The sequence below is a fragment of the Pseudomonas taeanensis MS-3 genome (assembly GCF_000498575.2).
GTDB classification, from domain to species: Bacteria; Pseudomonadota; Gammaproteobacteria; order Pseudomonadales; family Pseudomonadaceae; genus Aquipseudomonas; species Aquipseudomonas taeanensis.
This window is the reverse complement of the sequence record NZ_AWSQ01000001.1, coordinates 1,257,211-1,271,629: the sequence shown is the minus strand read 5'-3', so window position 1 is coordinate 1,271,629 and position 14,419 is coordinate 1,257,211. Positions and strand designations below refer to the sequence as shown.

Genomic DNA, 14,419 nt, shown 5'->3' with positions numbered 1-14,419 from the left:
ACTGTGAGCGAACTAATCCGCGTACCCGATATTGGCAGCGGCGAAGGCGAAGTCATCGAGCTGATGGTCAAGGTCGGCGACCGTATCGAAGCCGACCAGAGCCTGCTGACCCTGGAGTCGGACAAGGCCAGCATGGAAATCCCGGCCCCCAAGGCCGGGGTGATCAAGAGCCTCAAGGTCAAGCTGGGTGATCGCCTGAAAGAAGGCGATGAGCTGCTCGAGCTTGAAGTCGAAGGCGCGAGCGACAGCGCACCGGCAGCTGAACCGGCGAAAGCCGAGGCCCCAGCACCTGCCCCAGCTGCCGCAGCCAAAACCGAAACACCTGCTGCGGCACCCGCGGTCAGCGAATCGATCCAGGACATTCATGTCCCGGATATCGGTTCGGACGGCACCGCCAAGGTCATCGAAGTACTGGTCAAGGCCGGCGACAGCGTCGAAGCCGACCAGTCACTGATCACCCTGGAATCCGACAAGGCCAGTATGGAGATCCCCTCGCCGGTCGCCGGCGTGGTGGAAAGCGTCGAGGTCAAGCTGGATGCCGACGTCGGCACCGGCGATCTGATTCTCAAACTGAAGGTGGCTGGCGCAGCGCCAGCAGCACCGGCGCCAGCCGCCCCCGCAGCGGCGTCGGCGGTGCATAGCACGCCGCCCGGCGCCGCGCCGGAGGTGGTCGCCGAAGTCAGCGCCATCGCCAAGCTGGCGGCAGCGGCTGCCAACGTGACGGCCGCGCCACGGTCCGACGGCGCCAAGGTGCATGCTGGTCCGGCGGTGCGCCAACTGGCCCGTGAAATGGGCGTCGAGCTAGCCGCCATTACTGGCAGCGGCCCGAAAGGCCGGGTTATCAAGGAAGACGTGCAGGCCTACGTCAAAGCGATGATGCAGAAGGCCAAGGAAGCGCCGGCTGGCGCAACCGGTGGCGCCGGCATTCCGCCAATCCCGAACGTGGACTTCAGCAAGTTCGGCGAAGTGGAAGAAGTGGCCATGACCCGCTTGATGCAGGTCGGTGCCGCCAACCTGCACCGCAGCTGGCTCAACGTGCCCCATGTGACCCAGTTCGACTCGGCCGACATCACCGAGCTGGAAGCCTTCCGCGTCGCGCAGAAAGGCGTGGCGGAGAAGGCCGGGGTCAAGCTGACCGTACTGCCCCTGCTGCTGAAAGCCTGCGCTTACCTGCTCAAGGAACTGCCGGACTTCAACAGCTCGCTAGCACCCAGCGGCAAGGCGATCATCCGCAAGAAATACGTGCACGTCGGTTTCGCCGTGGACACTCCGGATGGCCTGTTGGTCCCGGTGATCAAGAACGTCGACCAGAAGAGCCTGCTGCAGCTGGCGGCTGAGGCTGCTGCCCTGGCGGAAAAGGCCCGGACCAAGAAACTCTCTGCCGATGACATGCAGGGCGCCTGCTTCACCATCTCCAGCCTCGGGCACATTGGCGGCACCGGCTTCACGCCGATCGTCAACGCGCCGGAAGTAGCGATCCTCGGAGTGAGCAAGGCGACCATCCAGCCGGTCTGGGACGGCAAGGCTTTCCAGCCCAAGCTGATACTGCCGCTGTCGTTGTCTTACGACCACCGGGTAATCAACGGCGCAGCCGCCGCGCGCTTCACCAAGCGCCTGGGTGAAGTGCTGACGGATATCCGCACCATGCTGCTGTAAGGCTTAGCTGCAACTTTCGAGCGCCACGCTCGCATCCTCAACCCCGCCCAATCGGCGGGGTTTTTTTTGCGTACTACACGGCCGCGGCTATGGCTCACGCCCTCCGCTACCCGCCCGGCCTACCCTTTCTGTAGATTACGGATCAGAAAACTCAAGGCCTTGGCCAGCTCTGCTGCCCCCTGATGATCGCGCACGATACTCAGTAGCGGACTGCCGTCGACCGGGTTGAGCAGCACACAACTGATGCTGCCATTTGGGCAGTCATAGCGAATAAAGGGGTCGACGCCAAACAAGGCAATCCGCTGATTGCGTACGGCGATCTGGGTTTCTTGCTGGCCGCGCGTCTCCTCGCGCAACAGCAGCTCGCCTGGAGCGCCGAGGCGCAGCTGGTAGAGCAGATCCTGGCGCCGCGCCTGACCAACCTGATACGCCGCGCGCAAGGCATAGGTTTTCAGCAGGTCGTTGCTGTGCGCGAGTAACGCCTGGCGTTCATTCTCGGTCAGATACAAGCGCTTCAGCTTGGCCAGGTAACTGGCCTGTTCGGCACTGCTCACGCCCGCGGCAGGCTCGCTGGCGAATCCAGGACTGAGTGCAACACAGCCGCTCAGCAGCACTGCGCTCATTAGTTTTCTTGTCAGTCGCAATTGCATGATGCACCCTTGCTCGACGCTAAGAAGTGGGCGAGATTTCGACTCGGTCAGCATACTGGAAACCAGCCGTTCAATGAAAAGCCATCCCGATGCCACGAGCCGTTCAACGGCCGAGGTTGTGACGCAGTTGCCAGTGCCCTCGCGGCTCGGCATGTTGCGTTTCGAACGGCTGAACGAAGCCAGCTGGAGTCTGTTGTTTCTCGACCCCGCCTGCGAGCTGCAGCTCGGTTTACCCGCCAGTGAACTGTGCGCCCTGCTCGACGCGCCCTACGCCAGCCTGATGGAGCCCAAGACACGTCATCACCTGCATGACAGCATCCAACTGCAACTGGCACAGCGTCCGCACTATCTGGTGTATTACACCCTGTATACGCCGCACGGCCCGCTCCGGTTGATGGAGCTGGGAGAGCCGTTCAAACAGCGTGGCCGCCATCTGCTACGCGGCTATCTGTTGCGCGCCGACGAAAGCCTCGGGCATGACGACGCGCCGCACCTTCAGAACGAGCACCCGATATACCCGCTCGGCGCGCAGGAGTACGCGCTACAACAGGCCCGCGTGAACGTCCAGCAGCGTTTGATCGTACGCCTGGCGCAGCATCACTACGTCACCCGCGAACCACTGCACGAAGCCGCCGAACTAATCACCCAAGCAGCCTGCGAAGCCTACCAGGTGGCGCGCGCCAGCATCTGGCACCTGACCGACCACAGGCTCGACCCCGTCACGCTGTATCGCAGCGACACTGGCCGCCATGAACAGCCCGCAGCCATCGACGCCCGCCACTACCCCAACTACCTCAGTGCCCTGCAAGGCGGACGCACAGTGGACGCGCATGACGCTCAACACGACCTGCGCACCCGCGAACTGAGCGAAAGCTATCTCAGCCCCCTTGGCATCGGCGCCATGCTCGATGCCAGCATCCGCGTCGGCGGTAAAGTGATCGGCGTGCTGTGCCTGGAGCACATCGGCGCACCGCGCGCCTGGCAGGCCGACGAAATCGCCTTCGCCGGCGAGCTGGCCGACCAGTACGCCCAGGTGTTCAGCAACCAGCAGCAGCGCAGCGCTACCAGCGCACTGCACCTGTTCCAGCGCGCCGTCGAGCAGAGCGCCAGCGCCTTTATCCTGCTCGATCGCGATGGCCTGGTGGAGTACGTCAACCCGAGTTTTACCGCCATCACCCTGTACAGTGCCGCCGAAGTGCAGGGTCGCCGACTGCCCGAGCTGCCGGCCCTGGAAAACCTCAGTGCCTTACTGTTCGATACGCGCTCCAGTCTCGCCGAACACAGCAGCTGGCAAGGCGAATTCAAGAGCCGGCGCAAGAACCTCGACCCTTATTGGGGCCAGCTGTCGATCTCCAAGGTGCATGCCGATGACGGCGCCCTGACCCACTACATCGGCATCTACGAAGACATCACCGAAACCAAGCACGCGCAGCAACGCATCGAGCGCCTGGCCTACAGCGACAGCCTGACCGGCCTGGGCAACCGCTACGCGTTTATCCGCGCCCTGGAGAGCAGCTTTGCCGCCGCCGGCGACAAGCCGATCAGTCTGCTGCTGGTGGATATCGATAACTTCAAACGGATCAACGACAGCCTCGGCCACCAGACCGGAGACAAACTGCTGGTCAGCCTGGCGCGGCGCCTGCGCAACAGCCTCAGCCCGAATGCCATCCTTGCCCGCTTCGCCAGCAACGAATTCGCCATCCTGCTGAATGCCAGCGACCTCAACGACGCCCAACTGCTGGCCAACCAGGTGCTGCACACCTTGGACAAGCCGCTGTTCGTCGATAACCAGCTGATCAACATCACCGGCTCGATCGGTCTGACCTGCGCGCCACTGCACGGACGGGACCCGCAAACCCTGATGAAGCACGCAGGCCTGGCGTTGCACAAGGCCAAGGCCAAGGGCAAGCATCAGCTGCAGGTGTTCTGCGAGGAATTGAATGCCGAGGCGAACTACAAACTGTTCGTCGAGAACAACCTGCGCCGCGCCCTGACACAGAATGAACTGGAAGTGTTCTATCAACCCAAGCTGTGCCTGAAGAGCGGCCAGCTGCTCGGCATGGAGGCGTTGCTGCGCTGGCACCATCCGGAAAAAGGCATGATCCGCCCGGATCAGTTCATCAGCGTGGCGGAGGAAACCGGCCTGATCATCCCGATTGGCAAATGGGTGGTACGTCAGGCCTGTCGCATGAGCAAAAAACTGACGGCGGTCGGCCTTGGCACTTTGCAGGTGGCGATTAATCTGTCGCCCAAGCAGTTCTCCGACCCCGATCTGGTCGGCTCTATAGCCGCCATTCTGCATGAAGAACAGCTCGCTCCCACATTGCTCGAACTGGAACTTACCGAGAGTTTGCTACTGGAGGCCACCGACGACACCCGCCACCAGCTAAGCCGCCTGAAAAGCCTGGGCCTGACCCTGGCGATGGATGATTTCGGCACCGGCTATTCATCGCTGAGCTACCTGAAGAAGTTTCCCATCGACGTGATCAAAATCGATCGCAGCTTTATCAAGGACATCCCGGAGAATCAGGACGACCGGGAGATCACTTCGGCGGTCATCGCCATGGCTCACAATCTGAAACTCAAGGTGGTCGCCGAAGGCATTGAAACCGCCGCCCAACTGGCTTTTCTGCGACGCCAGCATTGCGATGTCGGCCAGGGTTATCTGTTCGATCGGCCGATTGCCGGGCGCGACCTGATCAATAGTCTGAAGCGCTACCCCTGCCGCCCGCAGAGCTGAGCGCCGTGTAACGCCGCAGCCCGACTGCGGTCTATCCTGAAAGTCTGGCGGACTTGTGCGACACGCCCGGCAGCCTCTGACACCCGTTTACGTTGAGGAAATCACTCATGGTTCTGCGCTCACAGATTCTTGCCCACAAACTCGAGCTGCCCAGCGCCGAGCAAGCCCTGCCCGGTCGTGATACACCGCTGTCGGTGCCCGCCGCGCATTACGTCAACGGCAACCCCTTGCAGCCGCCCTTCCCTGCCGGCCTGCAACAGGCGGTTTTCGGCCTCGGTTGTTTCTGGGGAGCCGAACGGCGCTTCTGGCAACAACCGGGTGTATGGACCACCGCAGTCGGCTATGCCGGCGGCCCGACGCCAAACCCGACCTACGAGGAAACCTGTTCCGGCCTGACCGGCCACACCGAAGCGGTGCTGGTGGTCTTCGACCCGCAGCAGATCAGCTATGAAGGCCTGTTGAAAGTCTTCTGGGAAGCGCATAACCCGACCCAGGGCATGCGTCAGGGTAACGACAAGGGCAGCCAATACCGTTCGGCGATCTACTGCTACGGCGCCGAGCAGCTGGCAGCGGCCCTGGCCAGCAAAGTGCAGTACCAGGCCGAGCTGGACAAGGCCGGGCTCGGCCAGATCACCACCGAAATCGCCGAAGCGCCGCCCTTCTACTACGCCGAGGGCTATCACCAGCAATACCTGGCGAAAAACCCCGGCGGCTACTGTGGCCTGGGCGGCACCGGGGTGTGTTTACCTGCATAGGTTGAACTGAGGGACGGCGAAAAAACCTCGCGGCGAACGCCTGGAGTCAGCCTCGCGATGGCGCTCGGTACATTCACAACTTCTGAGTCCGGCGCTGCGTCCATCAGCACTGGTCGCTGCTGTTATGGCTTGGCGCCTGCCGCTTGCTCCGCGATCAGCCAATCCATGCGCCAGCCGGCTTGGCTTTGCCCGAGCAAGGTGGTCAGCCAGGGCAAAATCTGCTTGAGTTCGTCCTCCAGGCCCCAGGGTGGATTGCTGATCACCAGGCCGGAGCCGTTCAGGCGCTGCGCGTCATCGGCAGGGTGCACATAGAGTTCTATGCGCAGCAGCTTGGGCGCATTGCTCTTTTCCAGATCGCGATAGAAGCGCCTGAGCTGGCCCAGCTCCTTGATCGGGTACCAGATCGCCACCACCGCCTGACGCATCCGGCCAATGGCTTCGTTCAACGCCTGCACGCAGCGCTCCGGCTCATCGGCCTGTTCGAAGGGCGGATCGATCAGCAGCAGCACGCGCTTCTCGCGGGTCGGCAGCAAGGCCCGCGACACGTGCCAGCCTTCACCCAGGTGTACCGCAACGCGGCGGTCGCCGGCCATGTTTTCCTTGAGCAGGCGACCGTCTTCCGGGTGTTTCTCGTTGAGGTGCAGGCGATCCTGCTCGCGCGTCAGCATGCGTGCCAGCTCCGGCGAGCCAGGGTAATGTCGCAGCACGCCGTCTGGATTCATGGCGCGAATGACTTCCAGGTAATCGACCAATTGATCCGGCACATCCTCGGCCTTCCACAGCCGGGCGATGCCCTGCAGCCATTCACCGGTGCGGCTGGCCTGGTCCCCAGCGAGGTCGTAGAGGCCTACGCCGGCGTGGCTGTCGAGGTAGGCGAAGGGCGCCTCCTTGCGTGACAGCAGGGCAATCAGGCGACTCAAGATAACGTGTTTCAACACATCGGCATGGTTGCCGGCATGGAAGGCGTGACGGTAGTTCATCGATAACTCCTCGCGAGGCCGCGAATTCTACCAGCCACGGGGGCGACCTTCAGCATCACCTGCGCCGATCCAGGCAACGCGCAGCAAAAGCAGGAGCAACGCACCGTCAACGCAGAGGTTTTGCGGCTTTATCACGCCCATGGATGGTACTAGGCGGCATTTATTCATCAACCTAGACTCAGTCCATTCAATTGGAGGAATGTCCATGTCCGAGACTCTGCTCAGCTCCCGCAATCTGGCCTTCGAGCTCTATGAAGTGCTGGATGCCGAGGCCCTGACCCAGCGTGAGCGCTTTGCCGACCACAGCCGCGAGACCTTCGATGCGGCCATCGGCACGGCGCGCAGCATTGCCGAGAAGCTATTTGCGCCGCACAACCGCAAGAGCGACGAGCATGAGCCTGAGTATGTCGAGGGCGCCGCGCAGCTGATCCCGGAAATCAAGCCGGCGGTGGACGCCTTCCTCGACGCCGGCTTCCTGAATGCCACCCGCGAGTTCGAAGTCGGCGGCATGCAGTTGCCCAACCTGCTGTCGCAAGCCTGTTTCGCCCACTTCCAGTCGGCCAACGCGGCGACCACTTCCTACCCGTTCCTGACCATGGGCGCAGCCAACCTAATCGAGAGCTTCGGCAGCGAGGAGCAGAAGCAGCGTTTCCTGCAGCCGATGATCGACGGTCGCTTCTTCGGCACTATGGCCCTGACCGAGCCGCACGCCGGCTCATCCCTGTCGGACATCCGCACCCGCGCCGAACCGGCGGCCGATGGCAGCTACCGGCTCAAGGGCAACAAGATCTTCATCTCCGGCGGCGACCACCCACTCTCCGAGAACATCGTGCACATGGTCCTGGCCAAGCTGCCGGACGCGCCGCCCGGGGTAAAGGGTATCTCGCTGTTTATCGTGCCCAAGTTCCTGGTCAACGATGACGGCTCGCTGGGGCCGCGCAACGATGTGGTCCTGGCCGGCCTGTTCCACAAGATGGGCTGGCGCGGCACCACCTCCACCGCGCTGAATTTTGGTGATAACGGCCAGTGTGTCGGCTATCTGGTGGGCCAACCGCACCAGGGCCTTTCCTACATGTTCCAGATGATGAACGAGGCACGCATCGGCGTCGGCATGGGCGCGGTGATGCTCGGTTACGCCGGCTACCTGTACTCCCTGGACTACGCCCGCCAACGCCCACAGGGCCGCCAGCCGGACGGCAAGGATCCGACCAGCGCGCAGGTGGCGATCGTCGACCACGCCGACGTACGGCGCATGCTGTTGACCCAGAAGGCATATGTCGAGGGGGCCTTCGACCTCGGCCTGTATGCGGCGCGACTGTTCGACGATACCCAGACCCTGGCTACCGAGGAAGAGCGCCAGACCGCCCTGGAGCTGCTCGACCTGCTGACCCCGATCGTCAAGTCCTGGCCCTCGGAGTTCTGCCTCAAGGCCAACGAACTGGCGATCCAGATCCTCGGCGGCCACGGCTATACCCGCGACTACCCGGTGGAGCAGTACTATCGCGACAACCGGCTCAACCCGATCCACGAGGGCACCCACGGTATCCAGTCGCTCGACCTGCTCGGGCGCAAGGTGTCGATGAACGGCGGCGCTGCGCTCAAGCAACTGGTCAAGCTGATCCAGGACTGCTGCCACCGCGCCGGCGAGCATGAGTCGCTGAATGCCCTGCGCCAGCCGCTGGAGCAACTGCTGGCGCGTCTGTCAGCGGTGACCCTGGCGTTGCTCGGCGACTTGATGAGTGGCAAGGTCAATCAGGGCCTGGCCAACTCGGCGCTGTACCTCAAGGTGTTCGGCCACCTGGTGATCGGCTGGCGCTGGCTGGAACAGGCGATTCGAGCCGAGCAGGGTCTCGCCACAGGCAGCGCGGCAGATCGCGACTTCTATCAAGGCAAGCTGCAGGCCGCGCGCTACTTCCTCACCTGGGAGGTGCCGAGCTGCCATCACGAACTGGCCATCCTCGAAGCCCGCGACGATACCTGCCTGAGCATGCAGAACAGCTGGTTCTAAGGCTGACAGCGCGACCGGCGTAGGGAGGGTTAGGCGCCCGCCTCGGTCATCCATTGCATTGCTCTCTCGATGGCACCCCAACCCATCATTGCCACCGACCAGGCTAAGGCCTGGTCGGTGGCGCGGCGCTCGACCTGCGAAGCAAACCGCCCCCCCCTTCAACCGCGTCGCTAACCCACCCTAAGCACTCAAGCACAGCCAACCACCCAGCAGACGCCCCATTTGCTGAGCGGGGTGTTTTTTTGACAGTGAGACGAAGACGCGGGTTAGAATCGCTGGCACGCGCCATGCATGACGGCGCCCTCTCCCCTTAGCCCGGAGTACCCCCTTGGACGCCAGCACCATCAATAACCTGTTCTTGATCGGTGCATTGCTGGTGGCCACGAGCATTCTGGTCAGCGCCTTCGGCTCACGCTTCGGCATCCCGATTCTGGTGATCTTTCTCGCCGTCGGCATGCTCGCCGGGGTCGACGGCCCAGGCGGGATCATCTTCAACGACTACTCACTGGCCTACCTGGTCGGCAACCTGGCGCTGGCCATCATCCTGCTCGACGGCGGCATGCGTACCCGCGTCTCCAGTTTTCGCGTGGCCCTCTGGCCGTCGCTGTCGCTGGCTACCGTCGGGGTGTTGGTCACCGCAGGGCTGACGGGCGTGGCGGCGGCCTGGCTGTTCGACCTGAGTCTGATGGAAGGTCTGCTGGTCGGCGCCATCGTTGGCTCCACCGATGCCGCCGCGGTATTCAGCCTGCTCGGTGGGCGCGGTCTCAACGAGCGGGTCAGCGCCACCCTGGAAATCGAATCCGGCAGCAACGACCCCATGGCGGTGTTCCTCACCGTGACCCTGATCGCCATGCTGGTCAGCGGACAAGACGGCTTCAGCTGGAACCTGCTGGTGCAGCTGGTGCAGCAATTCGGCCTCGGCGCCGTGCTCGGCCTGTGCGGCGGCTGGCTGCTGCTCAATCTGGTCAACCGCATGAGCCTGGCCAACGGCCTTTATCCGCTGCTGGTGGTCAGTGGCGGCATGATCATCTTCGCCATCACCACGGCGGTGGGCGGTAGCGGCATTCTGGCGATCTACCTGTGTGGCCTGCTGCTGGGCAACCGGCCGATCCGCTCACGCCACGGCATCCTGCATATGCTCGACGGCCTCACCTGGCTGGCGCAGATCGGCATGTTCCTGGTTCTCGGCCTGCTGGTCACCCCGAACCAACTATTGCCGATTGCCTTGCCAGCGCTGGGCCTGGCCCTGTGGATGATTCTGATCGCCCGACCGCTGTCGATTCTCCTCGGACTGCTGCCGTTTCGCGGCTTTCACGACCGCGAGCGAGCGTTTATCGCCTGGGTCGGCTTGCGCGGCGCGGTGCCAATCATTCTCGCGGTGTTCCCGCTGATGGCCGGTCTGGAGAATGCCCAACTGTTCTTTAACCTGGCTTTCTTCATCGTCCTGGTCTCGCTGTTGCTGCAAGGCACCAGCCTGCCCTGGGCGGCCAAGTTATTGCGGGTCACCGTGCCGCCAGAACCGGCGCCGTTCTCCCGCGCTGGTCTGGAAGTGCACCCGACCAGCCAGTGGGAGCTGTTCGTCTACCGCCTCGGCGCGGAGAAGTGGTGCATCGGCGCCGCCCTGCGCGAATTGAAGATGCCCGAAGGCACTCGCATCGCCGCACTGTTTCGCCACAACGAGCTGCTCCACCCGTCCGGCAGTACCACCCTGGAAGCCGGCGACCTGCTCTGCGTGATCGGCCACGAGCATGACCTGACCGCCCTCGGCAAATTGTTCAGCCAGGCCCCACAGCGCGGCCAGGACCTGCGTTTCTTCGGCGATTTCGTTCTGGAAGGCGACGCCGAGCTAAGCGCCGTTGCCGCCCTCTACGGCCTCAAGCTGGACGGCATCGACGGCCAGCAATCGCTGGGGCGCTTTATCGCTCACCAGATCGGTGGCGAACCGGTAATCGGCGACCAGGTCGACTGGCAGAGCCTGACTTGGACTGTCGCCGCGATGGAAGGGAACAAGATTCGCAAAGTCGGCGTCAAATTCCCCGAAGGCGTCCGCCCAGGGCCGGGCCTGTTTCTCTAACCACCAGCTGCACTCCTGCTGCGAGCCTCGCGCGCAGCAGTCTTGCGTCTACTGCCGCACAGAAGAAGCGGCAGGAATGTTTCCAGACTTTTTTTACTACGGACACGCCATCGGCCAGCGCTCACTACACTTTTCAACAGCCTGTTAAACTCACTTTTTTCGAGCCCCGCGATCGCGAACATGCCCTCTTTACGTATTTATTTAACCGTAGCGTTGCTCGGCTTCTGCCTGAGCGCGTCGCCGATCCAGGCTGCCGAATCACCACAACGCGCCGAAGTACAGCGCAGCCTGGAAAAACTGGCCGAACGCAAGTTGCCGGAAGCCGAGCAACTGGCAATCAGGCAGACCCTGGAAAAAACCCTGAGTTTGCTGACCGAGCAAGCCGACAGCAAGAAACGCCTGAGCGATCTCAAACAACAGCTCGAACTGGCCCCAAAACTGATCGACGAAGCCCAGCGCGAACTCACCCGCCTGAAAGCCAGCGAGCCGTCCCAGGTCGCTCAGCGGCACGCCAAGACCGCGGTGCCCGAGCTGGAAACGCTGCTCAATGAGCGCAGCAACCAGCTGAGTGACTGGCAGAAGCAAATCGGCGAGGCCAACAGCCTGATCATCACCGCGCAAACTCGCCCCGAGCGCGCCCAGGCCGAGATCAGCCGCAACCAGACGCGCACCCAGGAAATCAACAATGCGTTGAAGACCGGCAAAGAGTCCGGCAAACCGCTCACCCCAGAGCGCCGCGACCTGCTCATCGCCGAACTGGCCCAGCTCGACGCCCTCACCCAGTTGCGCCGCCAGGAGCTGGCCGGCAACAGCCTGCTGCAAGACCTTGGCAGCAGTCAGCGCGACCTGCTCGAAGAACGCATCCGGCGCCTGGAGCAGGAGCTGATCGACCTGCAGTCACTGATCAACGAGAAACGCCGCGCGCAATCCGAGGAAACCGTCGCCGAACAATCGCGTGAGGCCGAGAAAGCCGGCTCCGGCACCTTACTGGCCAAACAAAGCGCGCTGAACCTGAAGCTGTCCGACTACCTGCTGCGCGCCACCGACCGCCTCAATCAGCTGACCCAGCAGAACCTGCAGACCAAGCAACAGCTGGATGCCCTCAACCAGAGCGACCAGGCCCTGGACGAACAGATCAGCGTCTTGGAAGGCAGCCTGCTGCTGGCGAAAATCCTCTACAAGCAGAAGCAGGCACTGCCCACCCTGGAACTCGACCCCAATCTGGCCAACGACATCGCCGACCTGCGCCTCTATCAGTTCGAACTCAACCAGCAGCGCGAAGCGATCAGCAACCCCTACACCTATGTCGACCAGTTGCTGGCCAATCAACCGGCGGAAAACGTCACCGACGAACTGCGCAGCGCCTTGCTCGAGCTGCTTGGCACCCGCCGCGCCCTGCTCGATCGACTCAATCGCGAACTCAATGCCCTGCTCAATGAGTCGATCACCCTGCAGCTGAACCAGAAACAACTGCTCAGCACTGCCCACGACGTGCGCACCACGCTGGACGAGCAGATGTTCTGGATTCCCAGCAACAAACCTCTGGGGCTCGACTGGTTCAGCACGGCGCCGCGCTTGCTCGAGAAGCAGGTGGCCGATCTGCCCTGGGGCGCCAACCTGCGCGAACTGGGCGCCGGCTTGATCGAGCGACCATTGCTGTTTCTGCCACTGCTGCTGCTGATCGGCGTGCTGATGTGGAAGCGCAGCTACCTGTACCAGCGGCTCGGTGAGCTGCATCAGGACATCGGCCACTTCAAGCGCGACAGCCAACTGCACACCCCCCTGGCGCTCCTGCTCAACGTCCTCCTGGCGCTGCCCGGCACGCTGTTCCTCGCCCTCTGCGGCCTGGCCCTGCAGATCGACGCGCGTGGACAGAACGCCAGTCTCGGCTCGGCCCTGTATGAAATGGCCCAGGCCTGGCTGGTGTTCTACACCTTCTACCGGATCATCGCACCGGGTGGGGTGGCCGAACTGCATTTCCGCTGGCCGCGTGCCCAGGTGACCTTTCTGCACCGCCAGGTTCGCCGCCTCGGCTTGGTGGTGATGGCCCTGGTCGCGGTGGTCACGGTCGCCGAACACCAGCCCGCCAGCCTGGCCGAAGACGTCATCGGCATCGTCGTGGTACTGACCTGTTACGGCCTGATGGCCTGGGTCCTGCACCAACTGCTGCTGAGCGGCCCGGCGCGTGAGCACAACACCACGTTGCGCACCCTGATCGGCTTGCTGTTCAGCGTACTGCCGCTGGCGCTGATCGCCGCGGTCAGCTTCGGCTACTACTACACCGCGCTGAAACTCAGTGATCGGCTGATTGATACCCTGTACCTGCTGATGTTCTGGCTGATCATCGAAGCCGCCTTCGTCCGTGGCCTCAGCGTCGCCGCGCGGCGCCTGGCCTACCACCGCGCCACGGCCAAGCGCCTGGCGCAAGCCAAGGAAGGCGGCGAAGGCGCCGAGGTGGTGGTCGAGGAACCGACCCTGGACATCGAGCAGGTCAACCAGCAGTCGCTACGGCTGATTCGTCTGGCTCTGCTCGGCGTGGTGATAGCCGGGCTGTACTGGGTCTGGGCTGATCTCATTTCGGTATTCGCCTACCTCGACAACATCACCCTGTACGAGTATTCCAGCGGTAGCGGTGACGCCGCGAGCCTGGTGCCAATCAGCCTCAGCGATGTAATCGCCGCGCTGGTCATCATCGGTATCACCGTGGCGCTCAGCCGCAACCTGCCCGGCCTGCTCGAAGTGCTGGTGCTATCGCGCCTGAACCTGGCGCAAGGCAGTGCCTACGCGACCACCACCCTGCTGTCCTACGCCATCGTCGGGGTCGGATTCGTGGTCACCCTGTCGACGCTCGGGGTCAGCTGGGACAAGTTGCAATGGCTGGTGGCGGCGCTCTCGGTCGGCCTCGGCTTTGGCCTGCAGGAGATTTTCGCCAATTTCATCTCCGGCCTGATCATCCTGTTCGAGCGCCCGGTGCGCATCGGCGACGTGGTAACCATCGGCAACCTGTCCGGCACGGTTAGCCGGATTCGCATCCGCGCCACCACCATCACCGATTTCGACCGCAAGGAAATCATCGTCCCGAACAAGACCTTCGTCACCGACCAGCTGATCAACTGGTCGTTGAACGACACCATCACCCGAGTGATCATCAAGATCGGCGTGGCCTACGAGACCGACCTGCCGCTGGCGCGCAAGCTGATGATGCAGGCTGCCACGGAGAACCCGCGAGTTTTGCGCGACCCCGAACCCCAGCTGTTCTTCCTCACCATCAGCGCCAGCACCTTCGACTATGAGCTGCGCTTCCATGTGCGCGAACTGGGCGATCGCAACGCGGCCACCGACGAGATCCTCACGCGCATTGCGCAGATCTTCCGCGAAAACAAAGTGGAGATGGCGTTCAACCAGGTCGAGGTCATGGTGAAAAACCATCAGGGCCAGGAGCTCAACCTGGGCAGCGGGCAGACCAACCTTCTGCAACCGGTACAGCCGGTACAGCAGGCCGCGCCCCCTCAACTCGCCCCGGCCGCCCCCGCAGTCGACCCGCAATAAGCATCGC

Annotated in this window: 8 protein-coding genes; 6 read left to right on the top strand and 2 right to left on the bottom strand. The window is 63.0% G+C overall.

The features are described 5' to 3' along the window. Positions 1–3 precede the first annotated feature (3 nt). Entirely contained in the window at positions 4–1,656 is a 1,653-nt protein-coding gene (aceF, locus tag TMS3_RS05490) for a dihydrolipoyllysine-residue acetyltransferase (RefSeq protein ID WP_025164253.1), read from the top strand. Positions 1,657–1,775: 119 nt separating this feature from the next. Here the strand turns inward: aceF and TMS3_RS05485 are convergent, their stop codons facing one another. Further along, on the bottom strand, positions 1,776–2,279 hold the full coding sequence (locus TMS3_RS05485; protein WP_029866132.1) for a hypothetical protein: 504 nt from the start codon (positions 2,277–2,279) through the stop codon (positions 1,776–1,778). 100 nt (positions 2,280–2,379) lie between these two features. Between TMS3_RS05485 and TMS3_RS05480 the strand changes: the two genes are divergently transcribed. After that, on the top strand, positions 2,380–5,046 hold the full coding sequence (locus TMS3_RS05480) for a putative bifunctional diguanylate cyclase/phosphodiesterase (RefSeq protein ID WP_025164251.1): 2,667 nt from the start codon (positions 2,380–2,382) through the stop codon (positions 5,044–5,046). A 107-nt stretch (positions 5,047–5,153) separates the two neighbouring features. Then, positions 5,154–5,801 (top strand): peptide-methionine (S)-S-oxide reductase MsrA, encoded by a 648-nt coding sequence (msrA, locus tag TMS3_RS05475; RefSeq protein ID WP_025164250.1) that lies wholly within the window; start codon positions 5,154–5,156, stop codon positions 5,799–5,801. A 122-nt stretch (positions 5,802–5,923) separates the two neighbouring features. Here the strand turns inward: msrA and TMS3_RS05470 are convergent, their stop codons facing one another. Next, positions 5,924–6,781 carry a 23S rRNA (adenine(2030)-N(6))-methyltransferase RlmJ gene (locus tag TMS3_RS05470; protein WP_025164249.1) on the bottom strand — a complete coding sequence of 286 codons (858 nt, stop codon included), beginning with the start codon at positions 6,779–6,781 and terminating at the stop codon, positions 5,924–5,926. A gap of 205 nt (positions 6,782–6,986) precedes the next feature. On the opposite strand from TMS3_RS05470, the gene TMS3_RS05465 reads away from it, so the two are divergent. The 3 genes from TMS3_RS05465 to mscK all read left to right on the top strand — a co-directional run bounded on the left by TMS3_RS05465 (position 6,987) and on the right by mscK (position 14,412). Continuing rightward, a complete protein-coding gene (locus tag TMS3_RS05465; protein WP_025164248.1) occupies positions 6,987–8,789 on the top strand; it encodes an acyl-CoA dehydrogenase in 1,803 nt (600 codons plus the stop codon). 328 nt (positions 8,790–9,117) lie between these two features. Beyond that, complete coding sequence (locus TMS3_RS05460; protein WP_025164247.1) at positions 9,118–10,863, top strand: potassium/proton antiporter; 1,746 nt, start codon at positions 9,118–9,120, stop codon at positions 10,861–10,863. A 180-nt stretch (positions 10,864–11,043) separates the two neighbouring features. Further along, positions 11,044–14,412: a mechanosensitive channel MscK gene (gene mscK, locus TMS3_RS05455; RefSeq protein ID WP_025164246.1), complete on the top strand. Its 3,369-nt coding sequence runs from the start codon at positions 11,044–11,046 to the stop codon at positions 14,410–14,412. The last annotated feature ends 7 nt before the right edge of the window (positions 14,413–14,419 follow it).